Origin of the sequence: Saccharopolyspora flava, from assembly GCF_900116135.1 — a bacterium.
Classification (GTDB): Bacteria; Actinomycetota; Actinomycetes; order Mycobacteriales; family Pseudonocardiaceae; genus Saccharopolyspora; species Saccharopolyspora flava.
The window spans coordinates 42,352-69,311 of sequence record NZ_FOZX01000006.1; the positions used below are offsets into that span (position 1 = coordinate 42,352).

Below are 26,960 nucleotides of genomic sequence, written 5' to 3' on the forward strand. Positions count from 1 at the left end.
CGAGGAATTTGTTTCACGAATAATTCTCATGGTTCCGGCCGTTCCACGACCTCTCCCCCGAGAACCCGGTCGCCGGTGATCGCGGCCACCGCGCGGCGGCGAAGATGAGGAGGTTCTCATCCCCGCTTCACCTGGGCTTGCCCGCGACAGGTCAGAGTGGACCCATGCGTTCCGTTCCCCGGGGAGTCCTGCTGCTCGCGGCCCTGGCACTGCCCATCGCCGCCGTGCTGGTCAGCTTCGCGCTGACCGGAGGCACCCGCGCGCCCCAGATCCCCGAGACCGTGCGCGTCGGCAGCACCCCCGGCCCCGGCCCGGAACCGGACACCGGCGTGCCGCTGCCGGTCGTCCCCGGGCCCACCGACGCACCCGCTCCACCGGACGTGCACGCGCCCGGGGCCCCGCCGCCTCCCGCCGAGCTGCCGCCACCGGCGCCCAACGACGACGACCCGGACGACGACGCGGACGACGATGACGACTGATCTCCCCACCCGCCCGCTGACCAGGCTCGCCGGTCGCCGCGGCACCCGGGTCCCGGCGCGCGCCCAGATCATGGGCTGGCTGCTGCTCGTGCTGGTCCTGGTGCTGCTCACGGTCATCGTGATCGTCCGCGAGTACCTGCACGACGAGGTCCACCGCCGGGTCACCAACTCCCTCGAGCAGGAGGCCAGGGAGTTCGTGGCCTTCGCCGAGCACGGGCGCGACCCGGTCACCGGCAGGATGCTCGCCGACCCCGCGACGCTGCTGCACAACTACCTCGGCCACCAGTACCCGGACACCGACGAGGCGCTGATCGGCGCGTGGCCGGTGGCCAGCGGGCTCGGCGTCGTCTCGCAGGAGCAGACCGAGCCGATCAAGGCCGTCGCGCACGACCGGGCGGTGCTGCGGCAGATCGTCGACGCCCCCGGCGCGCACGGCGTCCTCGACACCGCCACCGGCCCGGTGCACTGGGTGAAGGTGCGCGCCGAGACCGCCCAGGGCGGCAGCGCGTGGTTCGTCGTCGAGCGGCACATCGCCGCCGAGACCGCCGAGGTCGACCGCAGCGTGCGGGTGCTGCTGCTGGTCAGCGCCCTCGGCGTGGTGCTGGCGGCGCTGATCTCGTGGATCGTGGCGGGGCTGATCCTGGCTCCGGTGCGCGCGGTCCGGCAGGCCGCCGCCGAGATCACCGAGCACGACCTCACCCGCCGCATCCCGGTGGACGGGCGCGACGACATCGCCGCCCTGGCCGACCAGTTCAACGCGATGCTCGACCGGCTGGAGGACGCCTTCCGCATCCAGCGGCAGTTCGTCGACGACGCCGGGCACGAGCTGCGCACCCCGATCACCATCGTGCGCGGCCACCTGGAGCTGCTCGGCGTCGATCCCGCCGAGCGCGACGAGGTGGTCCGGCTGTGCACCGACGAGCTGGACCGGATGACCCGCATCGTCAACGACCTGCTGGTGCTGGCCAAGGCCGACCGGCCGGACTTCGTCTCCCCCGCCCCGGTGTCGCTGGCCGAGCTGACCAGCGACATCGACGCCAAGGTGCGCACGCTGGGCGACCGGCGCTGGGTGCTGGCCGAGATCGGCGAGGGCGAGTTCGAGCTGGACGGCCAGCGGATCACCCAGGCGATGGTGCAGCTGGCGCAGAACGCGGTGCAGCACACCGAGGACGGCTCGACGATCCGGATCGGGTCGGCCGTCGGCGAGGGCACCGTGGAGCTGTGGGTCAGCGACGAGGGGCCGGGCGTCGACCCGGCCGAGGTGGACTCGATCTTCGAGCGGTTCACCCACGGCAGCGGCCGCAAGGGCGGCGCCGGGCTCGGCCTGGCGATCGTCCGGGCCATCGCCGACGCCCACCACGGCCGGGTGCTGGTGCGCTCCACCCCCGGGTCGGGCGCGACCTTCCGGCTGGAACTGCCCGCGACGAGCGCGGAGGACGCGACATGAGCAAGGTCCTGATCGTCGAGGACGAGGAGCGCATCGCCGCGTTCATCGAGAAGGGCCTGCGGGCCAACGGCTTCACCACCACCGTCGTCGCCGACGGCGACGCGGCGCTGCACCACCTGGTCGACGGCGAGTACGACCTGGCCGTGCTCGACCTGGGACTGCCCGGGCGCGACGGGTTCTCGGTGCTGCGCGAGGTGCGCGCCCGGCGGGTGGCGGTGCCGGTGATCATCCTGACCGCGCGGGACACCGTGCACGACACCGTCGCCGGCCTGGAGGGCGGCGCGGACGACTACATGACCAAGCCGTTCCGGTTCGAGGAGCTGCTGGCCCGCATCCGGTTGCGGCTGCGCTCGGCGGAGCGCGCCGAGGAGGTCACGGTGCTGCGCGACGGCGAGCTGTCGCTGGACCTGCGCACCCGCCGCGCCCAGGTGCCGGACGGCACGGTGGACCTCACGGCCCGGGAGTTCGCGCTGCTGGAGCTGTTCCTGCGGCATCCCGGCCAGGTGCTCAGCCGCGAGCAGATCCTCTCCCACGTGTGGGGCTACGACTTCGATCCCGGTTCCAACGTCGTCGACGTCTACGTCCGGGCGCTGCGCCGCAAGATCGGCAACGGCCACATCGGCACGGTCCGCGGCATGGGCTACCGCCTCGGCGGCTGACCCCGCTCTCGCCCGGGTTTCCCCGGGGGGCGAGTGTGTGCACAGCTGTGGATAAGTTCATCCACAGCTGTGCACAACCACGCCTGAGCGGTTCGATCATCCCTGGTCACATGCCTGTGGATAACTCTATCCACAGGCATGTGGACAACTGGGGATGAAGGGGCTCTCACGCGAGGTTCACGAAAGCCTTAGGGGCGCGCCCGAGAGTGGTTCTCGTGCAGGCCAAGAGCGTGGAAGCGAACCCGGTCGACGGGCGGGGATGGGCCGTGGGGTTCACCCTCGCCGGCGTCGGCGTCTTCGGAGTGCCGGCGGTGCTCACCGTCCCGGCCCAGTCCCCGGAGGGCTCGCTGAGCCGCGACGGCGTGCTGACGCTGGTCGTGTTCGGCGCGGCGATCATCGGCTGGACGAGACCCCGGATCGACGACGCCTTCGTCGCGCTGCTGGCCGCCTCCGCGCTCGCGGTGCTGGGCGTGCTGGAGTCCGAGCGGCTGTTCGCGGCGCTCGGCGAGGACCAGATCTGGCTGCTGGTGGCCGCGTTCATGCTGGCCGCCGGCATCAACCGGACCGGGCTTCCCGCGCGGATCGCGCTCGGCCTGGCCGGGCGGGCGCGGACACCGCGGTCGCTGTGCCACCTGCTCGCGCTCGGCCTGGTCGGCACGGCGCTGCTCATCCCCAGCACCAGCGGCCGGGCCGCAATGGCGCTGCCGCTGCACCGAGCGCTCGCGTCCGCCCTGCCGGAACGGCTGGTCCGCACGACCGGACTGCTCGTGCCGGTGGTGATCCTGCTGTCCGCGATCGCCACCCTGACCGGTGCCGGAGCGCACCTGATCACCAGCCAGGTGCTGGCCGCCACCACCGGCGAGGGCATCGGGTTCGGCTGGTGGCTGCTGTGGGGACTGCCGTTCGCGCTGGTCAGCTCGCACCTGGCCGCCGAGCTCGTGCTGCGGGCGGGCGGCGCGGACCGGCGGACCCCGCTGCGCGTCGACGTCGCCGCGCTGCGCGCCGAGCTGGAGGTGCCGGAGACGATGCGGCCCACCGAGGTCCGGGCCGCCGCGCTGCTGGCCGTCGTGGTGTTGCTGTGGAGCACCGAACCGTGGCACGGCCTGCCGCCCGCGCTGGTGGCGCTCGGCGCCGCGCTGCTCGTCGTGTCCCCGCGCTTCGGGACCGTGCCGATGAAGGCCGCGGTCGGCGAGATCCCCTGGTCGCTGCTGCTGTTCATGGCCGCGACGGGCGCGCTGGGCACCGCGCTCACCGATTCCGGCGCGGCGGGGTGGATCGCCGGGCACGCGCTGGTCGGCGACGGCCCGGTGCCGCTGCTGATCGCCGTCGTGGCGCTGAGCACCGCGCTGCACCTGCTGGTCACGTCCCGCTCGGCGCGTTCGGCGGTGCTGGTCCCGCTGCTGGTGCCCGCCGCGCTGGCGGTCGGGGCGAACCCGGTCGCGGTGGCGTTCGCCTCGACCGCGGCCGCCGGTTTCTGCCACACCCTGCCGTCCTCGGCCAAACCGCTCGCGCTGTTCGCCGACGAGTACGACCCCCGCGACCTGCGGCGCCTCGCCCTCGTCCTCGGACCGCTCACCGCCGTGCTGGTCCTGCTGTTCGCCCTGCTCATCTGGCCCGCCCTGGGCCTGTCGCTCTAGGGGGTGCTCCACCATGCGGCGGAGCCGCATTCTCTTCCGCCACCCGAGCAACTCGCACCGCCGCGGGTTCTGAGCGCCTTCGTGGCGAGTACGCCGGGACGCCGCGTATTCGAATACTCAAGGAGCGGCGCACGGAGTCCACGAAGGCGCTCAGGTTCCGCCACCCGCACCGCCAAGCAACGCAAGTCCCATCAATTTTCAATCCCTGGAGGGGACATGTTTCGGATCGTGGTGGCTCCCAGCGGTTTCAAGGAGTGTCTGGACGCCGAGCAGGTGGCCGATGCCATCCAGGCCGGCATCCGGCGCGTCATCCCCGGCAGCGTCGTGGACACCGTGCCGCTGATCGACGGCGGTGAGGGCTCGGCGAAGCTGCTGGCCCGCGCGACCGGGGGTGCGCTGGTGCCGGTGACCGCGACCGGTCCGGTCGGCGAGCCGGTGGACGCGCACTTCGCGCTGCTCGACGAGGACACCGCGTTCGTGGAGATGGCGGCGGCCGCCGGGTTGTCGCTGGTCCCTCCCGGCGCCCGCGATCCCGGCCGCACCACCAGCCGGGGCGTCGGCGAGCTGATCCGCGCGGCGCTGGACTCGGGCGCGCGAAGAATCGTCGTGGGCTGCGGCGACTCGGGCATCTGCGACGGCGGGGCGGGTGCGCTGCAGGCGCTGGGCGCGCGGATCCGCGATGACGAGGACCGCGAGATCGGTGCGGGTGGCGCGGAACTGCTGCGGGCGAACCGCGTCGACGTCTCCCGGCTCGACCGCCGGTTGTCCGAAGTGGACATGACGGTGGCGGTGAACCCGCGCAACGTGCTCTGCGGCCCGGACGGCGTCGCCCGCCGCTACGGCCCGCAGAAGGGAGCCTCGGCCGACGACGTGGAGCTGCTGTCCGCGGCGATGGACAACTGGGCCCGGCTGCTCGACCCGGGCCTGGGCGGGTTACCGGGCGCCGGGGCCTCCGGCGGGCTGGCCGCCGGACTCGCCGGAATCCTCGGCGCACGGCTGGAATCCCGCTTCGACGTGTTCCTCAGCAGCACCGACCTGGAGCAGCGGCTGCGCACCGCCGACCTGGTGATCACCGCCGAGGGCGCCATCGACGCCTCCACCGCGCTCGGCAAGATCCCGACCGAGGTGGCGCGGCGCGCCAAGCGGCACGGCAAACCGGTGATCGCGCTGTGCGGCACCATCGGCCCGGGCGCCGACACCAGCTACGAGCACGGCATCGACGCGATCACCGGCATCCTCACCGGCCCGGTCGCCCTCCCCGACGCCATCACCGGGGCACCCCGCCTGATCACCGACGCCACCGCCCGAACCCTGCGAATGCTGCTGCTGGGAACGACCCTCCCGGCGGCGTGATCACCGGCCCGCGGCGTAGCCCTGGGCTCCGCGCGGGTTGGCGGCGGCCTTGAGCAGGCCGGTGTCGGGGTCGCGGGAGACCGCCGAGAGGCGGCCCAGCGACCAGGGGCCGTTGTCGGTGACGTGGTGGCCGCGCCTGGTCAGCTCCGCGATCGTGTCCGCGCCCAGGCGCGATTCCACCGCCACACCACCGGGTTCCCACTCGCGCGGGTAGAACGAGCGCGGGAACGCGGTGCTGTGCCAGGCGGGCGCGTCGATCGCGGCCTGCAGGTTCAGGCCGCCGCGCACGTGCGCCAGCCAGAAGCACAGCTGCCACTGGTCCTGCTGGTCCCCGCCGGGCGTGCCGAACGCCAGCGCCGGGACGCCGCCGCGCAGCGCCAGCGACGGGCTCAGCGTGATGCGCGGGCGCTTGCCCGGAGCCAGCGAGTTCGGGAGTCCTTCGTCCAGCCAGAACATCTGGGCGCGGCTGCCCAGGCAGAACCCGAGTTCCGGGATCGTCGGCGAGGACTGCAACCACCCGCCGGACGGGGTCGCCGAGAGCATGTTGCCCCAGCGGTCGACGACGTCGACGTGCACGGTGTCGCCTCGGCTCTCGCCGTTGGCCAGCACCGTCGGCTCGCCGATGCCGACGCCGCTCGGGTCGAACGCGCCGCCCACTCCCCTGCCCTCGGCGACGAACGCCGGCAGGACCGGGGTGCGGCCACCGGGCGAGCCGGGGCGCAGGTCGAGCGAGGCGATCTCGCCGATGAGGGTGCGGCGCTGCGCCGCGTACCCGTCGGAGACCAGGTCGGCCAGCACGCCGGGGTCGGCGGAATCGCCGTAGAAGGCCTCGCGGTCGGCGAACGCGAGCTTGGCGGCCTCCACCGCCGCGTGCACCGTGTCGGCCGAGGCGACACCGTCCACGTAGGACACCGGGAGGTCCTCGACGAGCTTGAGCTGCTGGGCCAGCGCCGGTCCCTGGGACCAGATGCCGAACTTCGCCAGCGTCCAGCCACCCGGCAGGTCGACCGTCAGCGGCTCCTCGTAGGTGGTCTCGAACTCCGCCATGTCCTGCGCGGTGAGCACGCCCGCGTGGTCGCGGCCGGAGTTGTCGCGGTGCGGGATCCGCGCGAACCGCTCCACCTCCTCGGCCACGAAGCCCTGCGACCAGGCCCGGCGGGCGGCGTCGATCTGCGCCTCCCGGCCGGTGACCGACTCGGCCTCGGCGAGCAGGCGCTCCCAGGTGTCGGCCAGGACCGGGTTGCGCAGCACCGAACCCGGTTCCGGCACCGAGCCGCCGGGGGTCAGCCACCAGCGCGCGGAAGTCGGCCAGTGCTCCCGGAACATGCCCGCGACCATGCCGATGGTCTCGCTGATCCGCGGCACGATCGGATAGCCACGGCGCGCGTAGCCGATCGCGTGGCCGAGCACCTCGCGCAGCGTCTTCGTCCCGTGGTCGCGCAGCAGCGTCAGCCACCCGTCCCAGGCGCCCGGCACGGTCGTGGCGAGCAGCCCGGTCCCGGGGATCAGGTCGAGTCCCAGCTCGTCGCGGTAGTGCCCGATCGTCGCGCCCGCGGGCGCGGGACCCTGCCCGCACAAGGCCTTCGGGCGCGGGTCGGCGGCGGTGGCGAACAGCGCCGGGACCTCACCGCCCGGGCCGTTCAGGTGCGGTTCCACCACCTGCAGCACGAACCCGGCGGCCACCGCGGCGTCGAACGCGTTCCCGTCGTCCTCCAGCACGGCCATCCCCACCGCCGAGGCCAGCCAGTGCGTGGACGCGACCATCCCATGAGTACCGGCGAGCTCCGGCCGAGTCGTGAACACGCGCTCACCCTAGAACCCCGAAAAGCCCCTGACGAGGGTCCGATTCCCCACGTCCCCACCGGTTCTCGACGTGGTCGACCCGATTACTCCGGTATTCGGGTCCCCGATTACCGCCGTAATCCGGTCCCCGATTACGGCGGTATTCCGGGTACGGACTACGGCGGTATTCCGCGTGCGGATTACCGGCGTAATCGGGTCACCCACGTCGAGAACGGGGGTCGGCCGAGGGCGGTGACCGGGGTATCGAGGGTGGTGACCGGGTATCGAGGGCGGTGACCGGGGTATCGAGGGTGGTGACGGGGTCAGCTGAGGGCGGTGACGGGGGTGCGGCCTACTCCTCGCCAGGAGAGGTTGGCGCGGCAGAGGACGTCGGGGTCGAGGTGGTTGCGGGTGTCGACGACGACCAGGCCCGCGAGGGCGTCGGCGATGCGGTTCCAGTCCAGGGCGCGGAACTCCTGCCACTCGGTGAGCAGCACCAGGGCCGAGGCCTCCTTGGCCGCCTGGTACGGGTCGTCGACGAGGGTGAGACCGGCGGGCAGTTCCGGCTCGTCGCCGCGCAGGCCCGGGTCGTAGGCGACGAGATCGGCGCCCTCGGCGGCCAGCAGCTGCGCGACCTCCAGGGCGGGCGAGTCGCGGAGGTCGTCGGTGCCCGCCTTGAACGTCAGGCCCAGCAGGCCGATCCGCTCGCCGGCGAGGGTGCCGCCGCACGCCTCGCGGACCTTGGCGACCATCCGCTGCCGCTGGTGCGCGTTCGACGAGATCGTGGCCTGCAGCAGCGGGAAGTCGAAGTCGACGGCCTCGGCGACCTGCAGCAGCGCCGCCGTGTCCTTCGGCAGGCAGGACCCGCCCCAGCCCGGCCCCGGCTGCAGGAACGACTGCCCGATCCGCCGGTCGTAGCCCATGCCCTCGGTGACGTCGGTGATGTCGGCGCCCAGCTGCTCGCACAGCTCCGCGATCGCGTTGACGTAGGACAGCTTGGTGGCCAGGAAGCAGTTCGCCGCGTACTTCACCATCTCCGCGCTCGCCGCGTCGGTGAGCACCGTCGGCGCGCCCAGCCGCGAGTACAGCGCGGCGACCCGCTCGGCGGCGTCCTGGGTGTCGGAGCCGACGACGATGCGGTCCGGGTTGAGGAAGTCGTGCACCGCCGAACCCTCGCGCAGGAACTCGGGATTGCTCACCACCGCGACGTCGGCGCGGTCCAGGTGCTCGGCGAGCCGCTTCGAGGTGCCGACCGGGACCGTCGACTTGGTGACCATCACGCAGCCGGCGGGCAGCACCTCGCGCACCTCCTGCGCGACGGCCTCCACCACCGCCAGGTCCGCGGCGCCGCCGGACCCCATCGGGGTCGGCACGCACAGGAACACCACCTCGGCCTCGGCGACCGCGCCCGCGGAACCCACCACGAACTCCAGCCGGCCCGCCGCGATGCCCTCCTGCACCAGCTCCGCCAGGCCGGGCTCGTGGATCCGGACCTCGCCCCGGGAGAGCTCGGCGACCTTCTGCTCGTTGACGTCGCTGCACACCACGCGGTGGCCAAGCGACGCCAGGCACGCACCGGTGGTCAGTCCGACGTAGCCGGTGCCGACAACGACGATTCGACGGGCGAACACAGGCCCCAACCCCTTCCGTAGAACGACCGGGCGGTCGCCTCCAGCCCCCTCGAAAGTGATCGTGGCACATGTTCGAGCTGGGAAAACCCGCTTCGCTCAGAGTTCACGCTCCCGACGTCGCAGGTGACGAGTTGGGAACCTGCCGTTTAGGCTGCGCGGCGTGGATCAGCGACGTCTGGGGGAATCGGGTCTCGCGGTGAGCGCGGTCGGTCTCGGCTGCAACAACCTCGGCAGGCCCGGCACCGCCACCGAAACCTTGACCGGAGCGCGCGCCGTCGTCGACGCCGCGCTGGACAGCGGCATCACGTTCTTCGACGTGGCCGACGCCTACGGCACGCCGCGCGGGCGCAGCGAGGAGCTGCTCGGGCAGTCGCTGTCCGGGCGGCGCGACCTGGCGATCATCGCCACCAAGTTCGGCGTGGACATGCAGGGCGCCAACGGCCCCGACTTCGGCGCGCGCGGTTCCCGCCGGTACGTGCGCCGCGCCGTGGAGTCCTCGCTGCGGCGGCTCGCGACGGACTGGATCGACCTGTACCAGCTGCACCGGCCGGATCCGCTGACGCCGCTGGAGGAAACCCTCTCGGTGCTCGACGACCTGGTGCGCGAGGGCAAGATCCGCTACGTCGGGCACTGCAACCTCCCCGGCTGGCAGGTCGCCGACGCGGCCTGGACGGCGAACTCGGCGGGCCTGACCGCGCCGGTGTCCGGCCAGCACCACTACTCGCTGCTGTCCCGCGAGGTGGAGCGCGAGGTGGTGCCGGCCGCGCGGCGCTTCGGGATCGGCCTGCTGCCGTACTTCCCGCTCGCCAACGGGCTGCTCACCGGCAAGTACCGGCGCGACCAGATCCCGCCGGCCGACAGCAGGCTGGCCGGGCGCGCGCAGCTGCTCGCCGACGCGCCGTGGGACCGGATCGAGAAGCTGCGGGTCTTCGCCGAGCAGCGCGGTGTCCCGATGAGCACCGTCGCGCTCGGCTGGCTCGCCGCGCAGGACCCGGTCGCCTCGGTCATCGCCGGGGCGACCACCCCCGAGCAGGTCCGGGCCAACGCGCAGGCCGCGGACTGGGTCCCGGGACCCGACGACCTCGCGGCGCTGGACAGCATCTGCCCGGCGGCGTGACCTTTCCGGCAACACCGGCTTTTCCGGCAACACCAGGAGGAAGAACCAGCATGCAGATCACCGACACCGCAGCGATCGTCACCGGCGGGGCGTCCGGCCTCGGAGCGGCCACGGCGCGGGCGCTGGCCGGGCGGGGCGCGAAGGTGTTCGCGGTCGACCTGCCGGGCGCGATCGAGAAGGCCCCGATCGTCGACGGCGTCACCTACACCGCGGCCGACGTCACCGACGCCGACCAGGTACAGACCGCGGTCGAGCAGGCGGCCGGCGCCGGGAACCCGCTCCGGATCGTGGTGAACTGCGCGGGCATCGGCCCGTCCGCCCGCATCGCGGGCCGCAAGGGCGTCCACGACCTGGAGCTGTTCCGCAAGGTCCTGGAGATCAACCTGCTGGGGACGTTCAACGTGATGCGGCTGGCCGCGGCCGCGATCGGCGAGACCGAGGCCGACCAGCACGGGCAGCGCGGCGTCGTGGTCAACACCGCGTCGGTGGCGGCCTACGACGGGCAGATCGGGCAGGCCGCCTACGCGGCGTCCAAGGGCGGTGTCGCGAGCCTGACCCTGCCCGCGGCCCGCGACCTGTCGTCGTCTGGCATCCGGGTGATGACCATCGCCCCGGGCATCGTGGACACCCCGATGCTGGCGACGGTGAGCGAGGAGTTCCGCCAGGGCCTCGCCGACGGCGTCCCGTTCCCGAAGCGGCTCGGTACCCCGGAGGACTACGCCCAGCTCGCCCTCGACATCGTCGAGCACGACTACCTCAACGGCGAGGTCATCCGCATGGACGGCGCCCTCCGCATGGCCCCCCGCTGACCCCGCGCGGCCCCACCTCGGCGGGCTGATCACCCGGGGTGGGGCCGCGCCGGGCTCCGAGTCCTGGCCAGTGGACAGTTTTAGCCATAATTACCCATGATCAATGTCCAAAATGTCGGGACAATTATGGCTAAAACTGTCCACTGGTGACGAACGCGCTCGGCCGGACCACCGCCGCGGCCCCGGAGGGCGGGGTCAGAGGTCCTCGGCGTAGGGGATGTCGTGGGCTGCTTGCGAGGTCATCCAGGTGCGGATGGTGTAGGTGGCCCGGACGTCGTCCTCGTTGTAGGTGAGGAGGCGCTCGCGCTGGCTGAGGTCCTGCTCGCCGCCGTCGAGGGCGACCGCGTCGCGGTACCAGCGCATCGAGTTCTCGCCGCCGGCCTCCGGATCGCGCCAGGAGAACCCGGCGCTGGGGGCGATCACCTTGAGCCCCTTGCCGTTCGGGCACAGGAACTGGTCGCGGACCACCGCGAACAGGTCGACCCACTCGGCGGAGGCGATGAACTCCTTGACCTCCGACACCGGCGGCACCCCGGGCTTGCCCGCGAAGCGCTCCGCGGAGGCCAGCATCCAGCGGTTCTCCGCCAGCTCGTTGTAGCAGTAGGCCCGGAAGCTCAAGCCCCGCTCGAACGCCTTGCGGCGCACACCGGTGAACCAGCTCCAGAACTCGGCGAAGGACCGCGCCTCGTCGTCGGTCGGCAGCGGATCCCAGGTCACGAACGCCCGGTAGCCCTGCTCCTCGCCGATGTCGGCGCCCGACAGCCAGCAGCCCCACATGTAGGCACCGGCGTCGGCGTAGCTCTCCATGTCCACGTCGACCTCGACGTCCCCGCGCGGCACGTCGAGCTCGCGGACCCGCCGCACCAGCGGCATCTCCCGCAGCCACGCCTTGGCCAGCAGGATCGCGTCGGCGTTGCGCACCCCGGTGAGCTGCAGGTCCTCGGCGGCATCGAGCGGCGTCGCGGCCAGCTCGTCGACGGTGGTGATGCCCTGGCCGCGCAACGCGGTCGCGTCCTCGCCGCGCACCACCAGGCTCACGTCGTTGCGCTCGCGCAGCTGCGCCTCGCAGGTCGGCCACCAGGGGCAGCCGCGGCACTCGGTGATCCGGGACGGCTGCGCCAGCGGCTCGTCGCCGCGGGCGGCGGCGCGGGCGACGTCGAGCCGGTCGCCGAAGCGTGCGTCGTACTCGGCGAGCGCGGTGCGCCCGCCGGGCCAGTTGGGGCTGCGCAGGTCGTGCCAGACGACGACGTCGGCGTCGACGCCGATCACGCCCGCCGTCCGATCGCCCGCGCTGAACCCGCACGCCTGCAGCAGCCGCACCGCGTGCACCAGGCGCAGCTGGTCGCGGGGCTGCGGGCGGACCTTGCGGGTGGAGTCGACGGCCGCAGCCTCGGGAACCGGCTCGCCGATCGGCGAGACCTTCGCCCCGCTGCCCGGGTCGGTGACCTTGTGCCGCACCACCAGCACCGGGACGTAGCCGTTGCCGCTGCGCACCAGCAGGTCGATGGCGCCGCGCCTGCCGCCGTCGGCGTCGTCGGGCAGCTGCGCGCCGGAGATGTGCCCGACGCCCTCGCGCATCGCCTCCAGCGTGAGCCGGGCGCGCTCGGCGTAGGGGACGCCGCGCGGGATCTCGGTCCAGGACTCGCCCAGCAGCTCACCCAGCTGGGCGGCGACGGAGCGGCGGTGCTCGGTGGCGTCGGCGATGCGCTGCTCGACGCCCAGGTCCAGCGGCGCGGTCTCGACCTCGCGCATCGCCGGGTCGTTCTCCAAGTGCACGCGTCGACGGCACCGCGTCACCACGCCCGCGTCGAGCAGCACCATCTCCTTCACGCGTAAAGGGTATGCGGTAGCCCTGACAGCCGCGCCCATCACCCCGGTGACATCGCGTACCGGCGACGACCACAGCGGGTGCACACCCGATCGCGTTGTGCTTTCGTGCGCTGCTCCATCCGGACTTATGGTGATCGCGGAGCTGGGAGAACGCGGATCCGGGGAGGTGTGCGCGGTGAGGAGACTCGCCAGGCGACGCGGGACGATCACGCACCGGGGGTGCCGGAGGTGCGCCGCCGGGAAGGCCAGGGCCGACAAGCGGGCACGTCGCCAAGTCGACAAAGCCGCCGCGCGAGCCCGCAAGGAGCAGCAGGCCAAGACCCAGCAGCCCGAGCAGCCGCTGGTGACACCGGCACCGGTGGGCAAGAAGGCGGCGAAGGCACTGCGCAAGGCCGACAAGCAGACCGCCAAGGCGATCAAGAAGGGCGAGTACGGCGCGGTCACCCCCGGCAACGCCAAGAAGATCATCAAGATCGCCAAGATCGTCGGCCCGGTGCTCGCCCCGTTCGCGCTGCGCGCCGCGAGCTCGGTCCGCGCGGGCTACGACCGCTCCCGGGCGCGCAAGCTCGGTGTCGGGGTGGACGAGCTGGGCCGGTTCACCGGTCGCGGCGCGGCGCTGCACGCCCGCATCGCCGGCGACTCCAGCGCCCTGCGCGACCTGCGGGAGCAGGCCACGAGCGAGGAGCGCGGCGCCGCCGAGACCTACGCGGCGCAGGCCGACGCCCGCCTGGCCCAGCTGACCAGCGCGGTCCGCGCCGCCGAGCGGATGCCCGCGCCGCGCCGCAAGTCCGCGCACCGCGCGGTGGACCAGGAGCTCACCCGCATCGAGAGCGAGCTGCTCACCCGCTTCGGCGTCCCCACCCGCTGAGACCACCGACCGGGAAACGAGAAGCGGGGCACCTCCACACCGGAGGTGCCCCGCTTCCGCACCGCGTCGATCAGCTCTGACCGGGGATCTTGATCAGGCCCTGCTCGGCCATCCAGTCCCGCGCGACGTCGGCCGGGTCCCGGCCCTGGACGTCCACCTGCGCGTTGAGCTTCATCAGCTCCTCGTTGGTCAACCGCTCGGAGATCGGCTGGAACACCTGCGTCAGCTGCGGGTAGCGCTTCAGCATCTCGTCCCGGAGCGTGACTCCGACGTTGTACCGCGGGAAGAACTGCTTGTCGTCGGCCAGCACCTTCAGGTTCAGCGCCTCGATCCGGCCGTCGGTGGTGAACACCTCGCCGAACGTGCACGTCCCGTCGGCCGTGGCCTGGTAGATCGCGCCCTCGGTGAGCACCTTGACGTTGTCCGGGTTCGTCTTGAACCCGTAGGTCTGCTCGACCCCGGGCAGGCCGTCGTTGCGGCTGGCGAACTCGGTGTCGACGCAGAACGTGGCGTCCTGCGGGCGCTCGGTCACGATCCGCTGGATGTCCGAGAGGTTCTGGACGCCCAGGCGCTTGGCCGCGTCCTGGTTGACGGCGAACGCGTAGGTGTTGTCCACCTGGTAGTCCACCGCGGTCCAGGCCACGCCGTTGCGCTCGAGGTCCTGCTTGCGCACGGCCTCGAACTGGGCGCGGGCGTCCGGGATCGGATCGTTGTTGCCGTTGTAGCTGATCCAGGACGTGCCGGTGTAGTCGAAGAGCACGTCGATCTGGTCGCTGGTCAGGGCCTTGCGGGCGGTGGACGAGCCCTGGATGGAGCTCAGGTCCCGCACGTCGGCCCCGGCCGCGGACAGCGCGAACTCGCCGAGGTAGCCCAGGACGAGCTGCTCGGTGAAGTTCTTCGACCCGACCGTGATCGTCTGGCCCTCCAGCTCCGGAACGGGCTGGATGATGCCCGGTTCCACGGCCAGCGGGACCGACGAACCGGAGCTGAGACCGCATCCGGCCAGCATCAACCCGGCCGCCGCCAGCGAGGCCGCCTTGAGCGCACTGCGCGTGCGGAGCTTCATCGCAACCCCCTCGGCGACAGGTAGGTCTCGGCCAGCGCGCCCAGCCAGTCGACCAGCAGCGCCAGCGCCATCGCCAGCACCGAGCCGACGATCATGACCGTGTAGTCGTTGAGCTTGTACCCGGTGTCGATCAGCTCACCCAGGCCGCCGGCGCCGACGAACAGCGCCAGCGTCGCGGTTCCCACCGCCAGCACCAGCGCGGTCCGCAGACCGGCGAGGATGAACGGCACCGCCAGCGGCATCTCGATCCGCAGCAGCACGGCCGAACCGGACATGCCGATGCCGCGGCCCGCGTCGACCAGCGACGCGTCCACCGACTGGAGCCCCACGATGGTGTTGCGCAGGACCGGCAGCAGCGCGTAGAAGGCGATCGGCAGGACCGCGATCCAGAACCCGGTGGAACCACCGGTGAACAGGAAGAACAGCACCAGCAGACCCATCGACGGCGCGGCCTGGCCGACGTTGGCGATGCCGATCACCACGGGAGCGATGCGGCGCGCCCACGAGCGGCTGAGCAGCACGCCCAGCGGCACCGCGACCAGCACCACGATCAGCGCCACGGCGAGGCTGATCAGGAAGTGCGTCCAGGTCAGGCTCAGGATCGTCGTCGAGTTGAGGCTGCGCAGCGTCACCTCGTCGTTGTCCCGGGTGAACGCCCAGCCCAGCACCGCCGCGACCAGCACCACCACGGTCACCGGCTGCGCCAGCAGCCGCAGCCGCTCGGCGCGCCCGGACCCGGAGTCGGAAGCGAACGTGCTGCTCATGAGGCGTCAGCCCCCGACTCGGCGGCCGGCTCATCGGACTCGTCGGAGGCGTTCTCCTCGCGCAGCGCCTTGATCGTGTTCATCACGGTGTCGATGTCGACGATGCCGACGTACTCACCGCGCGAGCCGACGACCACGGCGACGCCGTCGTCGTCGGTGAGGATCGCCTCGAGGGCGTCCTGCAGGGTCGAGGCCCGCGACACCGAGTCCTCGACCGGACGACCGGCGCGCGCCAGGTCCGACACCGAGCCCGCCTCGCGGGCGGTCGCCCAGCGGATCGGCCGGTTGCGCTTGTCGAGCACCAAGCCGATCGCGCCGCGGCGGGTGCCCAGTCGTTCGCGCAGCACCGAGGGTGCCTCGTCGACCGTCGCGGTCGGCACCTCGCCGACCTCGATCTCGCGCACGCGGCGCAGCGTGAGCTGCTTGAGGGCCGCGCCCGCTCCGACGAATCCGGCGACGGTGTCGTCGGCCGGGTTGGTCAGGATCGCTTCCGGGGTGTCGTACTGGAGGATCTTCGAGCGCTCGCCCAGCACCGCGATCCGGTCGCCGAGCTTGACCGCCTCGTCGAAGTCGTGCGTGACGAACACGATCGTTTTGCCCAGGTCTGCCTGCAGGCGCATCAGCTCGTCCTGCAGCACACCGCGGGTGATCGGGTCCACCGCGCCGAACGGCTCGTCCATCAGCAGCACCGGCGGGTTGGCCGCGAGCGCGCGGGCGACGCCGACGCGCTGCTGCTGACCACCGGAGAGCTGCCGCGGGTAGCGGCCCCGGTACTCGGCCGGGTCGAGGTTGACCAGGTCGAGCATCTCGTCGACGCGCTCGGAGATGCGCTTCTTGTCCCAGCCGACCAGGCCGGGAACCATGCCGACGTTGTCGCCGACGGTCATGTGCGGGAACAGGCCGGCCTGCTGGATCGAGTAGCCGATCTCGCGGCGCAGCTTGTCCGCGTCCAGGCTCAGCACGTCCTGACCGCCGATGGTGATCGTGCCGGAAGTCGGCTCGATCAGGCGGTTGATCATGCGCATGGTGGTCGTCTTGCCGGAACCCGAGGGCCCGACCAGCACGACCGTCTCCCCGGCGGGGATGGTCATGGTCACCGATTCGACGGCGGCCTGCTTCTGCCCCGGGTAGCGCTTGGAGACCTCGTCCAGCTTGATCTCCACGCCGTGCCCGGCGGTCTTCTTCTCGTCGTCAGCCACGGATACCTCTCGAAGTCGTCAACCGCCCGAACAGCACGAACAAGGCGTCGAGCACGAGTGCCAGGATGACCACGCCGACGGTGCCGGAGATGGCCATGTTCAGAGCGTTCGCGCCGCCCAGCTGGCCGAGGCCCTGGAACAGCAGGTTCCCGAGTCCCGGGCCCTTGGCGTACGCGGCGATGGCGGCGATGCCCATGAGCATCTGAGCGCTCACCCGCATGCCGGCGAGGATCGCCGGCCAGGCGAGGCGGAGTTCTACGCGGGTGAGCACGCTGAAGCGGTTCATGCCGATTCCGCGTGCCGCGTCCAGAATCGGCTGGTCGACGTTCGACAGGCCGACGATCGTGTTGCGCACGATCGGGAGGAGTGCGTAGAGGACCAGCGTCACCACCGAGGGCGCCACGCCCAGGCCGAGAACGGGGATCAGCAGGCCGAACAGCGCGAAGGACGGGATGGTCAAGATCGCGCTGGAGAGAGCGGTGGCGATCGCCGCCCCGGCGGGGCTGCGGTAGACCGCAACCCCGACCAGGACGCCGATGATCGTCGCCAGCAGGATGCACTGCACCACCATGCTGACGTGCTGGTACGCGTTGACCAGCAACGATTGCCACCTGGATGCGATGAAATCCAGGAGATTCACTTATTTACTCTTTCTTGCCGGCTTCCGCCGATTCGGACTCCTCGTCGGTGGCTTCCGCGGGAGACGTGACCAGCTGGAACTCGCCGTCGTGCTCTTCAGTACCGGAGATGACGGCCTGCTCGAGCACTTCCGCGCCCTTCTGGTCGCGAACGGTGATGTCGTCGGAGCGCAGGTCCTTGACCATCGCCACGCACATGAAGATCATCACGATCGCGAACGGCAGGGCGCCGACGAAGGTCAGGTTCTGGATGCCCTGCAGGGCTTCGTCCTGACCGATCACCAGCATCACCGCGGCGACGGCACCGGTGGCCGCACCCCAGAAGATGACGACCCACTTGCTGGGCTCGATCGCGCCCCGCTGCGACAGCGTGCCCATGACGATGGACGCGGCGTCGGCACCGGAGACGAAGAAGATCGCGACCAGGACCATCACCAGGACCGCGGTGATCACAGCCAGCGGCATGTGGTCGAGCAGCGAGAAGGTTTGCGCCTCCGCGCTGCCGTCGCCGTAGACGTTCGAGCCGCCCTTCTGGCTGTCGATCGCGGCACCACCGAAGATCGCGAACCAGATGAGGCTCACGACGCTGGGCACCAGCAGCACGCCGCCGATGAACTGGCGGATCGTGCGGCCCCGGCTGATCCGGGCGATGAACATGGCGACGAAGGGCGTCCAGGAGATCCACCAGGCCCAGTAGAAGACGGTCCAGCTGCTCAGCCAGTCCTGCATCTCGGCCCCGCCGGTGGCACCGGCGCGCGAGGCCATCTCGCCGAACTGGCTGATGTAGGAACCGACCGCGGTGGGCAGCAGGTCCAGGATGAACACCGTCGGGCCGAGGACGAACACGAAGATCGCCAGGATGGCCGCCAGCACCATGTTGATGTTGGACAGCCACTGGATGCCCTTCTCCACGCCGGACACGGCGGAGAGGATGAAGCACAGCGTCAGCACGGCGATGATGCCGACCAGCACGTTCGTGCCGGCGTTGCCCATCGGCCAGTTGGCGGCCTGCATACCGGACCTGATCTGCAGCGCACCGAGACCCAGCGAGGCCGCGGAGCCGAACAGCGTCGCGAACAGCGCCAGGATGTCGATGATCTTGCCGATCGGGCCCTCAGCGGCCTTCTTGCCGATCAGCGGGGTGAACACGCCCGAGATGGTCTGCTTGCGACCACGCCGGAAGCTGCTGTAGGCGATCGCCATACCGGCCACCGCGTAGATGGCCCACGGGTGCAGCGTCCAGTGGAACAGCGAGGTCGCCATCGCCGTCTTGACGGCCTCTTCGCTCTCGCCCGGGACCGATCCCGGCGGCGGGGAGACGAAGTGGCTCAGCGGCTCGCTCACGCCGTAGAACATCAGACCGATGCCCATGCCGGCGCTGAACATCATGGCGATCCAGGACACAGTGCGGAACTCAGGTCCCTCACCGTCGTTGCCCAGAGGGATCCGGCCGTACTTGCTGAAGGCCAGGAACAGGGCGAAGATGACGAACCCGGTCGCCGCGAGGACGAAGCCCCACCCGGTGTTCTTGATCAGCCAGGTCAGTGCGGCCGACGAGGCCGCGCTGAGCGAGTCGGTTGCCAACGCGCCCCAGGCGACCACCAAGAACATGATGATCGCTGTGACGCCGAACACGACCCAATCGGTTCTTGGTTTGCCGAGGAACTCGGCATCCGTTCCGGTGGATTGGCCGCCGGATGCGGCCCCACCGCTTTGTTCAGTTTCGGTCGACACAGGTTTCGGCGCCGACTTTCGGCGACGCCCCCTCCTCTCCGTCGTCGGTTACGACGTTTCCGGAACCAATCGAACCGCCATTTCGTTGAGTTCGTGGCTCCAAATCGTCGTCAACCTGTAAACCGTGACCCAATCGGGTTAACAAGGCAAGCTCACCTGCGGTCAGCGTGGCCGAACCGACACCTAGACTGACCCACCGTGAAGGCAGGTCTGACACCGACGCAGGGCGCTCTGCGCGTCCTGCGCGGTGCCGGTTTGGCCTGCACAGCGGCGTCACTGTCGGTAGCCGCCCACACTGCGGCGGGAGGCTCGACCCCGGGTCTGGGGCCGACCGTCGTGATCACCGTCCTGCTGACCGGTGCCGGCGTGGCGCTGGCTGATCGCAAGCGCGGGTCGTGGGGCATTCTAGGGGCACTGTCGGTCAGTCAGCTGGCACTTCACTTCTTCCTCGAGCTCACGGCGCTCAGCGCGCACGGCTCGGGGCACCACCACGGGCCACCGCCGATCCCGCTGTCCCCGGCGCTGATGACGCTGGGCCACGTGATCGTCACCATGCTGACGGCGCTGGTCATGGCGCACGCCGAGCGAGTACTGTTCGTGGTCACCCGGTTGTTGCAGGCGATCTTCCCCCGGAAGACGACGCCGTTACCGGTAGTCACCCCGCCACCGTCCGCGTGCATCCCGGCGCCGGTTCCGCGGACCCTGGCACAACTGATCTACCAGCGGATTCACGCTCGTCGCGGGCCTCCGAAATCTCCGTTCGAAAGCAACGATCCGATGTATATCGGCATCTGATCATTGCCATTCCGATGAATCGCGCCTATACGCGCGCGATTAACAAATCGAACCTGGAGATCTCAAGAGAACATGTCGACAAATCGATTGATCACCCGTTCCGCGAACGTGCTCGCGATCAGCGGAATCGCGCTCGCGCTGGGAACCGCGCCCGCCTACGCGCACGTGAGCGCCCAGCCCGACGAGGCCGAGAAGGGCGGCTACGCCAAGATCGCCTTCCGCGTTCCCAACGAGGACCCGGTGGCCGGAACCGTCCAGGTCAAGGTGACGCTGCCGGAGCAGTACCCGCTGAGCTCGGTGCGCACCAAGCCGATCCCCGGCTGGACCGCGCAGGTCGAGAAGGCCCAGATCCCGCCGGTCGAGGTGGACGGGGCGCAGGTCACCGAGGCGGTCCGCAGCATCACCTGGACCGCGCAGCCCGGCACCCGCATCGGACCGGACGAGTTCAACGAGTTCGAGGCCACCCTCGGCGCCCTGCCGGACAACGCCGACGAGCTGCTGCTGCCCACCACCCAGACCTACGACAACGGCAAGGTCGTGGAGTGGAACCAGCCGACCCCGCCCGGCGGTGAGGAGCCGGAGCACCCGGCCCCGACGGTCAAGCTCGTCGCCGCCGAAGAGGGCGGCCACAGCCACGGCGGCACGCCGTCCGGCACCCCCGAGCAGGCCTCCGACCAGCACGGATCGTCCGACGAGACGGCCCGCTACCTGGGCGGTGCCGGACTGCTCGTCGGCGCGCTGGGACTCGGTGTCGGTGCCGGCGCGCTGGTCCGCGGACGGCGTTCCGGTGGTGAGTCATGAGGCGACTGCTGACCGTCGGCGCCCTCGCCCTGGCCGCGCTGCTCGGCGGCGCGGCCCCGGCGATGGCGCACAACGTGCTGGTCGGCAGCGACCCGGCCGAGGGCGCGCAGCTGTCCACCGGTCCGCGCGAGGTCAAGCTGACCTTCGACCAGCCGGTCCGGGCCGGCGAGTCCTACAACACGGTCAACGTGGTCGGACCGGACGGCACGTTCTGGGCGGACGGCCCGGCGCGGGTCGAGGGCAACTCGGTGATCGCCCCGGTCCGCGAGCTCGGACCGGCGGGCACCTACACCGTGGGTTACCGGATCCTGTCCAGCGACGGGCACCCGGTCCCGGGCAAGGTCACCTTCACGCTGACCGCGCCCGGCAAGGGCACTCCCGCCCCCGGACCGCAGGGCGGCCAGGACTCCGGACAGCCGTCTGACCAGGCGCAATCGGATTCCGGCGGGATGCCGATCTGGCCGTGGATCGCCGGTGCGGTCCTGGTCGTGGTCCTCGGTCTGGTGCTGGCGCTGCGCCTCGGCAAACCGAAGAGCTGATCGCGGGAAACCGGGAGGGTGTCCGACAATTCGGACACCCTCCCGTCGTGTTTCCGGACCGGGAATCGCGCTGGTTTTCACCGGAATTCCAAGGTCGTCTTGTGGAATTCCCGTTTCCGGATTCGGCGATGTGAATCCGCGAATGATCATTTCGAGCGGAGTTGGATCCCGTCCCGCACCTCGGGGAGCAGAACTCCGTCGCGCACCAGATCCGGCGGCACCATGAACCACGGCTGCTCGTGCCCCTCCGGCGCCCACACCGGCAGGTAGCACTGGTCGATCAGCGAGATCGCGAAGTCCGTCGACACCTCGTTGCCCCTGCCCAGCGCCGCCGTCCCCTGCCAGGGCATCACCGCCGAACCGCCCAGCGGCACGAACCGGAACCGCCCCCGCTCCGGGCGCAGCGACAGGCTCATCCGGACCCGGTCGTGACGCCACAGCGCCGCGTAGTCCAGCTCGACGTCGACGTGCTTGTTGGACAGGTAGGTGATCGTCTCGTCCCAGGCCAGCGCCAGCAGCTCGGCGCGGGCCTCGCCCAGCTCCGGATCGGCCAGGTCGAACGGCTCCGCGTAGACGCGGCGGGCGAACTCCACCGGATCGTCGCCGGTGCGCGGGACGTCGACGGCGTGCACGATCGACCGGAACATCTCCGCGAACCGCGGCTGACCGGGGCATCCCGGGTCCCGCTCGTCGGCGGCGGCCAGCGCGCCCCGCGGATCGCCGAGCAGGTCCAGCCCGGCCAGCGCCGAGCGGTAGCGCTCACGGTGCCGGGCCAGCAGCTCCGCCCGCTTGTCCGCGTCACCGCAGCCGTGCTCGGCCGCGACGTCGTCGACGTTGCGCACCCGCACCAGCCGGTCGGCGCCGGTGAGCTCCAGCATCCGCCGGAACTCCCGCTGGTAGCCGCAGTACCGGTGCTCCTCGCGGACCCGGAAGTGGCTCGGGTCGGCCAGCGCCGTCACCCGGATGCCCGGCGGGTGCACCCGTCTGACCGCGGCGTCCAGCTGCAGCAGTCTCGCCAGCATCGCGACCTCGGCCAGGTCCGGCAGACCGCCGAGCGCCTTGAGCCGCGACCCGTCCTGCTTCGTCGGCGGCCCCAGGATCACGAACTCGGCCGGCTCGCCCGCCGCCACCGCGCGGGACAGGTCCGCCTCGGCGTGCTCGACCGGGTAGGCCGAGCGGGAGGCGCCGAACAGCTTCGCCTGCATGACCTGCCAGATCGCCCGGGCGCTGCCGGTCTCGATGGCCGCCACCCGATCGCCGAGCCGCTCGCCGGTCTCCTGGGCGCCGCGGCACAGCGCGGTCACGATCCCGGCCTGCTCCTCCTCGGTCAGGTGCACCCCGCGCCGCCACAGCGTCGGGCGGGTGCGCATCGCGTCGAGCCGCAGCTGCGCGATCGACGTCGCGTGCGACAGGCTCGGCCCGGCCGAGTGGCCGCGGCCCAGCGGAACCGGCTGCGGCACGGTCTCGAAGGTGGCGATGGCGTCCGGCTCGTCCACGCCGGTGAACCCCGGCGCGGCGACCGGGACCACCACGGCCTGCGGGAACGCCGCCCGCAGCGCGACCCGGTTGGCCTCCTTGTCGTCGAAGGCCGCCACCGGTTCCCAGCCCGCCATGCCGCGCAGCGCGGCGACCTTCTGCGCCCCGACGTCGGCGCCCTCGTCGGTGGTGCGCAGCTCCAGGTGCCCGAGGCCGTGCCGGGCCAGGGCGCGCTCGGTGGCGGCACGCATCCGGTGACGGCGCCCGGTCAGCAGCACCACCCGGCCGCCCGCCTGCGCGACGTCGCGGGTGAACCGCCGCACGCCGGGGGCGAGCTCGTCGGTCAGCAGCGCCTCGTCGTCCCAGGAGATCGCCCGGCGGAAGTCCGCGTGCGCCAGCTCCTCCGGCAGACCGGCCGGCTCCCGGAAGGGCTCCCACCCCGGCTCGTACAGCCCGGGCAGCACCGGGAGCGGCCCGGTCACGCCGAGCGCGGCCAGGGCGTCGCGCACCCGCGCGCGGGGGTGGAAGGCGCAGAAGTCCAGGTCCAGGGCGACCAGCGGTCGCGGCACCTGCGGGTCCCTGCGGTGCGCGCTCGCCCGCTCCTTGACCAGCCGCAGCACCCGCTGCAGCACCTCGTTCTGAGCGCTGGGCACGTGGTGGGCGAAGCGGGTCCACGCGTGCTCGCCGGCCAGCACCGACAGCAGGCCCGCCGAGCAGAACCGCAGCTCCTCGGCCACGACCCGATCCGCCTCCGGGCTGATCGCGGTCAGCGCCCGGTGCAGCTCGTCGATCACCTCGGCGGTGCGGGCGGGCTCGGTGGCGGCCAGCCCGGGCACCACGACCCGGCCGCCGGCCAGGTCCACGCGCGGTTCGCCGACCGGGACCGCGCCCGCCGCCAGCAGGCTCCGGACCGTGATGACCACCGGCCGCACGACGAGCTCGAGCCGATCTCGTTCGGCGAGCTCCGGCAGGTCCGCCAGTCCGACCCCGTCCCGGGGAGCGGTTCCGACCTGGCAGTACTTCGCGAGGAGGGAGTCGCGCGCGAGGGCCTCCCGCGCGCGTTCCGGCAGCGTGCCGGTTGCGTACACCGCGTCTCCTTTTCGATTGCAGCGCTCGTCAGGCCTTCCACGTGCGCGGATGGCGGCTGCGCGAGGGACGCGAAGTTCGGCTCGACCGAAACCGATCGGCACCGACCGGCGAACCCGCAGGTCAACGCGGGAAAAATCAGGTCAGGAGACGCCTGTGCGGCGGTCCGGAGGACGACTGCGCGTAAGTCTGCGAGCGGTCATTCACCGTCGACGAGTTGCACGGTGGACCGCCCGCTCCGCTCGTCCATCCGACGCAGCGCCGCGCGGGCGCGCCGGTGGAGCTCCCGGCGCGAGATCCAGCCCGCCGCGTAGTGCCGGTACGCCTGGGCCACCAGCACCAGCTCGGCGAGGTGATCGGCGTAGGGCTCGCGGAGCTCCGGCGGCAGGTCCCCCACGGACCGGAGGTGGTCGTCCACGATCTGGTTCAGCACTCGGGCGCTGGCCAGAGCGCGCGCACGGCGGGAGCGCGGGGCGTGCTCGCCCGGCGGGAACTCAGCGATCCTCATCGACAGCCCATCCGCTTTAGCACCGACTCGATGCACCAGTTCGCTCGTATGGTCTACCCCTTCAGATCGAATCCGGTAACTACAACCGGCCGAGAAGTCCCCAAGAGCCCCCGAACAGCCGCCCCGGAACTCCCCCGGAAGACCCAACCGACTCCCCCGCACCCCCGGTTCGGAGGGGAGGGAAGTTTTCATGAAAACTTCCCTCCCCCAGAGAACTCCGGGGCACGGGAACTCCTGGTCACGTCCCTCTCGGGGTCGGTGAACCCTCCGGGTCCCGGTGTCGTGGGTGGGGGAAGTTTTCATGAAAACTTCGCACCCACCTCGAAAACCGGAGCCAGGTTCGGGTTTTCGAGGTCGTCGTGAGGACGTCGGTTCTCACGACGCGCTCGGGGTCAGCTGTAGGGAGCCCACTGGGTGTCGAGGTCGCCCTCCCGGATGGTGCGCAGCCGCCAGGAGACCTGCTCGCGCACGCTCGGGTTGGTCCGCAGGATCGGCAGCACCCCGGTCGTGATCTTGAGTTCGCGCAGCTCGCGCAGCACCGGGAAGCCCTCCCACGACGTGATGTCGAAGCCGTAGGCGTCCGCCAGCTCGCGGTGCCACTCGGCCGGATAGCCCATCCGCAGGCTGCCCACCGCGATCGGCGTCAGGTCCCACTCGGGCTGGCCGATGCACAGCGAGTCCAGGTCGCACAGCAGCGGGCCGTCCGGGCCGCCGATCACGTTGCCCAGGTGGGCGTCGGCGTGGATGACCGCGCGCGGCAGCGGGAAGTCCAGCTGCTCGAGCTGCTCCTCCAGGTAGTCGCACCGCTGCTGGAGGAACCGGTGGTCCTCCGGGTCGATGTCCACGGCGTCGCCCAGCCTGCGCCGGATGTCCGCCATCGGCTTCCAGGGCTTGAACGTCTCCTCCGCGAGCGGCTGGGAGTGCATCTGCCGCAGCAGATTCCCCAGGTCGGCGCTGCCGGGGACGCGGCCCTCCTCGGGCACGTACTGCCACAACGTCGCGCAGTGCGCACCCGAGCTGACCGGCTGCTCCACACCCGGCAGCAACCGGACCGCGGGCACCCCGTGCATCGCCAGCCAGTGCGCGGCCTCGACCGCCGTGCGGGCCCGGTGGGCGAACGACGGGGACAGCACCAGCCGGACGATGACCGGCTCGTCCCGCAGCAGGAAGACGCCGTTGTTGATGAACCGGAGAAGACGAGCACCGCGCGGGTTCAGGCCGACGGTCTCGCAGATCTCGGTGAGTGCCAGCTCCAGCTCCGGCGGGACGGACTGGTGCTGGTGAACCTGATATGTCTTCATACGCATGTGTGCTCTCACACCGGCGATGAGCCAGCGGGTCTCCCCAGGTCAGGGTGACCTCATGCCTGGCGGAACCGCCGGACTTCCTCGAAGAGGTCGCGGGAATCCGAGTTGGCCCGGTGCTTGCCCGCTTCCAGCTCCAGTGGTTTGAGCCGGTCGGCGACACGGGCGGACTTCACGCGCTCACCGAACTGCAGCGCGCGACGTCCGACCTTCAGGGCCTCCTGAACGTCGCCGGCCCGGAAGTGGTTGGTTGCCTGCAGACTCAGCCCGAAAACGTGGGTGCGCTGCATGTCCGCGCCGTAGGCCTCGTTGCACTTGATGGTCTCGGCCACCGCGATCGAGGCGTGCTTCTTCGGATCGAACACCGCCAGCGCGTCGTGCGCGGAGCCGATCATGCCGTGCAGGTCGTTCTCGGTGAAGAAGCGGACCCAGTCCGGGGCGTCGTCCACGTTGGCGCGCGCGAACTCGTCCTTGGTGCGGCCCACCATCTTCTGGACCTGGTCCGGCTTGTTGAGCATCCCGTAGGCCCACGCCTCGTTCGCGCACAGCACCGCGACGGTCAGCGACGAACCCGATTCCTGCGCGGCGATCTGGCCGAGCTGGAACAGCTTCAGCGCCTCGTTGGGCTCCTGGTAGTGCAGGTAGACCCGGCCCATCCGGTACAGCACGCTGGCCACGAGGCTGTCGTCGTCAGCGCGCTTGGCGAACTCCAGGGCGCGGCCGAAGTGACTGCGCGCCGGGTCCAGCAGGCCCACGTCGAACGAGGTCCAGCCGGCCAGGCTGTGCATGTCGGCCAGGGCCACGAACAGCTGCTTGCGCACGGGGTCGCTGGACGTCGAGTCCAGCAGCTGCTGGGCCCAGGACAGCTGAGCGACCACGGCGTCGCGGCAGGTGCCGCCGCCGTATCGGTAGTCCAGATCGCGCAAGGCCTTCGTGGCGGCCTGGATCTGCTGCACATCGGTCATACCGATGCGCGCCGGAGCCGGAGTCGAGGCGCTGGCGGGCGCCCAAGCGCTGTCCTCGGTGCCGAACACCGAGGACCCCATGGTCACCGCGGCAGCGTGGGACAGGAACTTCCGACGCTTCACCGATTCGTCCTCCTCAGCTTCCAGGGCGTTCGTCGCTTTCGCGACCCGCATGGCGGTCGCCCCGTCGTAGGCGAGGCCCATGTAGCCCCGCGGGATGCCGAGCCCGTCGGCTATTCGGGCCAACACGTCGTACGCCATGACCTGCCGGCCCTTGAGGATCTCGGACACCTCGGACTGGGACTGACCCGTCGAGGCGGCGATCTGCCGCTGCGAAACGCCGTGCCGGCGCAGCTGCCGGTAGACCTCGCTGACGTCCCTCCGGGCCAGCGCATCCCGCATGTCCCGCTCGTTCCAGACGTCGGGAGTAACGGGCGAGCCGCCAGATCCGATGATGTTCATTTGACCCCCTG

The 26,960-nt window shown here is 71.3% G+C and carries 23 protein-coding genes; 11 read left to right on the forward strand and 12 right to left on the reverse strand.

Annotation, left to right across the window (positions count from 1 at the left end):
- Positions 1-164 precede the first annotated feature (164 nt).
- The 5 genes from BM424_RS18145 (at position 165) to BM424_RS18165 (ending at position 5,575) form a co-directional block, all read left to right on the forward strand.
- Positions 165-479 carry a hypothetical protein gene (locus BM424_RS18145; RefSeq protein ID WP_093419463.1) on the forward strand — a complete coding sequence of 105 codons (315 nt, stop codon included), beginning with the start codon at positions 165-167 and terminating at the stop codon, positions 477-479.
- The gene (locus tag BM424_RS18150) at positions 469-1,926 is read left to right on the forward strand and encodes a sensor histidine kinase (RefSeq protein ID WP_093419465.1); all 1,458 of its coding nucleotides are present in this window, start codon (positions 469-471) and stop codon (positions 1,924-1,926) included. The genes BM424_RS18145 and BM424_RS18150 overlap by 11 nt, the downstream gene beginning before the upstream one ends.
- Positions 1,923-2,585 (forward strand): response regulator transcription factor, encoded by a 663-nt coding sequence (locus tag BM424_RS18155; RefSeq protein WP_093419468.1) that lies wholly within the window; start codon positions 1,923-1,925, stop codon positions 2,583-2,585. The genes BM424_RS18150 and BM424_RS18155 overlap by 4 nt, the downstream gene beginning before the upstream one ends.
- 215 nt (positions 2,586-2,800) lie before the next feature.
- Entirely contained in the window at positions 2,801-4,222 is a 1,422-nt protein-coding gene (locus BM424_RS18160; protein ID WP_245775944.1) for an SLC13 family permease, read from the forward strand.
- A 216-nt stretch (positions 4,223-4,438) separates the two neighbouring features.
- Entirely contained in the window at positions 4,439-5,575 is a 1,137-nt protein-coding gene (locus tag BM424_RS18165) for a glycerate kinase family protein (protein ID WP_093419470.1), read from the forward strand.
- On the opposite strand, the gene BM424_RS18170 is transcribed toward BM424_RS18165, so the two are convergent.
- Positions 5,576-7,378, reverse strand: coding sequence for a gamma-glutamyltransferase family protein (locus BM424_RS18170; protein ID WP_093419472.1), 1,803 nt, complete (start codon positions 7,376-7,378; stop codon positions 5,576-5,578). It abuts the gene before it with no gap.
- Between the two features lie 302 nt (positions 7,379-7,680).
- Positions 7,681-8,988, reverse strand: coding sequence for a UDP-glucose dehydrogenase family protein (locus BM424_RS18175; RefSeq protein ID WP_093419474.1), 1,308 nt, complete (start codon positions 8,986-8,988; stop codon positions 7,681-7,683).
- 160 nt (positions 8,989-9,148) lie between these two features.
- Between BM424_RS18175 and BM424_RS18180 the strand changes: the two genes are divergently transcribed.
- Positions 9,149-10,105 carry an aldo/keto reductase gene (locus tag BM424_RS18180; protein ID WP_093419476.1) on the forward strand — a complete coding sequence of 319 codons (957 nt, stop codon included), beginning with the start codon at positions 9,149-9,151 and terminating at the stop codon, positions 10,103-10,105.
- A 50-nt stretch (positions 10,106-10,155) separates the two neighbouring features.
- Entirely contained in the window at positions 10,156-10,914 is a 759-nt protein-coding gene (locus tag BM424_RS18185; protein ID WP_093419478.1) for an SDR family NAD(P)-dependent oxidoreductase, read from the forward strand.
- 195 nt (positions 10,915-11,109) lie between these two features.
- Here the strand turns inward: BM424_RS18185 and BM424_RS18190 are convergent, their stop codons facing one another.
- Positions 11,110-12,735 carry a TM0106 family RecB-like putative nuclease gene (locus tag BM424_RS18190; RefSeq protein ID WP_425442038.1) on the reverse strand — a complete coding sequence of 542 codons (1,626 nt, stop codon included), beginning with the start codon at positions 12,733-12,735 and terminating at the stop codon, positions 11,110-11,112.
- Positions 12,736-12,919: 184 nt separating this feature from the next.
- On the opposite strand from BM424_RS18190, the gene BM424_RS18195 reads away from it, so the two are divergent.
- Positions 12,920-13,612: a DUF6474 family protein gene (locus BM424_RS18195; protein ID WP_342742630.1), complete on the forward strand. Its 693-nt coding sequence runs from the start codon at positions 12,920-12,922 to the stop codon at positions 13,610-13,612.
- A 70-nt stretch (positions 13,613-13,682) separates the two neighbouring features.
- On the opposite strand, the gene BM424_RS18200 is transcribed toward BM424_RS18195, so the two are convergent.
- Genes BM424_RS18200 through BM424_RS18220 form a run of 5 tightly spaced genes read right to left on the reverse strand, consistent with a single transcriptional unit; the run spans position 13,683 to position 18,890 of the window.
- Positions 13,683-14,678, reverse strand: a complete 996-nt coding sequence (locus tag BM424_RS18200) for a glycine betaine ABC transporter substrate-binding protein (protein WP_093419482.1) — start codon at positions 14,676-14,678, stop codon at positions 13,683-13,685.
- Entirely contained in the window at positions 14,675-15,442 is a 768-nt protein-coding gene (locus BM424_RS18205; protein ID WP_093419484.1) for an ABC transporter permease, read from the reverse strand. The genes BM424_RS18200 and BM424_RS18205 overlap by 4 nt, the downstream gene beginning before the upstream one ends.
- Positions 15,439-16,641 carry an ABC transporter ATP-binding protein gene (locus tag BM424_RS18210; protein WP_093419487.1) on the reverse strand — a complete coding sequence of 401 codons (1,203 nt, stop codon included), beginning with the start codon at positions 16,639-16,641 and terminating at the stop codon, positions 15,439-15,441. Before BM424_RS18210 ends, BM424_RS18205 begins: the two co-directional genes overlap by 4 nt.
- The gene (locus BM424_RS18215; RefSeq protein WP_093419489.1) at positions 16,634-17,281 is read right to left on the reverse strand and encodes an ABC transporter permease; all 648 of its coding nucleotides are present in this window, start codon (positions 17,279-17,281) and stop codon (positions 16,634-16,636) included. Before BM424_RS18215 ends, BM424_RS18210 begins: the two co-directional genes overlap by 8 nt.
- 4 nt (positions 17,282-17,285) lie before the next feature.
- On the reverse strand, positions 17,286-18,890 hold the full coding sequence (locus BM424_RS18220; RefSeq protein WP_217649754.1) for a BCCT family transporter: 1,605 nt from the start codon (positions 18,888-18,890) through the stop codon (positions 17,286-17,288).
- Positions 18,891-19,211: 321 nt separating this feature from the next.
- Here BM424_RS18220 and BM424_RS18225 point away from each other — a divergent pair, with 321 nt between their 5' ends.
- From BM424_RS18225 to BM424_RS18235, 3 genes are all read left to right on the forward strand, one after another.
- Entirely contained in the window at positions 19,212-19,808 is a 597-nt protein-coding gene (locus BM424_RS18225; protein ID WP_139274096.1) for a hypothetical protein, read from the forward strand.
- 72 nt (positions 19,809-19,880) lie between these two features.
- The gene (locus BM424_RS18230) at positions 19,881-20,609 is read left to right on the forward strand and encodes a YcnI family copper-binding membrane protein (protein WP_093419497.1); all 729 of its coding nucleotides are present in this window, start codon (positions 19,881-19,883) and stop codon (positions 20,607-20,609) included.
- The gene (locus BM424_RS18235) at positions 20,606-21,148 is read left to right on the forward strand and encodes a copper resistance CopC family protein (protein WP_093419499.1); all 543 of its coding nucleotides are present in this window, start codon (positions 20,606-20,608) and stop codon (positions 21,146-21,148) included. Before BM424_RS18230 ends, BM424_RS18235 begins: the two co-directional genes overlap by 4 nt.
- Before the next feature lie 146 nt (positions 21,149-21,294).
- Here the strand turns inward: BM424_RS18235 and BM424_RS18240 are convergent, their stop codons facing one another.
- The 4 genes from BM424_RS18240 to BM424_RS18255 all read right to left on the reverse strand — a co-directional run bounded on the left by BM424_RS18240 (position 21,295) and on the right by BM424_RS18255 (position 26,949).
- Positions 21,295-23,712, reverse strand: coding sequence for an L-tyrosine/L-tryptophan isonitrile synthase family protein (locus BM424_RS18240; RefSeq protein ID WP_093419502.1), 2,418 nt, complete (start codon positions 23,710-23,712; stop codon positions 21,295-21,297).
- A gap of 197 nt (positions 23,713-23,909) precedes the next feature.
- A complete protein-coding gene (locus BM424_RS18245) occupies positions 23,910-24,218 on the reverse strand; it encodes a hypothetical protein (RefSeq protein ID WP_093419504.1) in 309 nt (102 codons plus the stop codon).
- 392 nt (positions 24,219-24,610) lie between these two features.
- The gene (locus BM424_RS18250; protein ID WP_093419507.1) at positions 24,611-25,519 is read right to left on the reverse strand and encodes a phosphotransferase enzyme family protein; all 909 of its coding nucleotides are present in this window, start codon (positions 25,517-25,519) and stop codon (positions 24,611-24,613) included.
- Positions 25,520-25,578: 59 nt separating this feature from the next.
- Positions 25,579-26,949, reverse strand: coding sequence for a helix-turn-helix domain-containing protein (locus BM424_RS18255; RefSeq protein ID WP_093419509.1), 1,371 nt, complete (start codon positions 26,947-26,949; stop codon positions 25,579-25,581).
- Between the last annotated feature and the right edge of the window lie 11 nt (positions 26,950-26,960).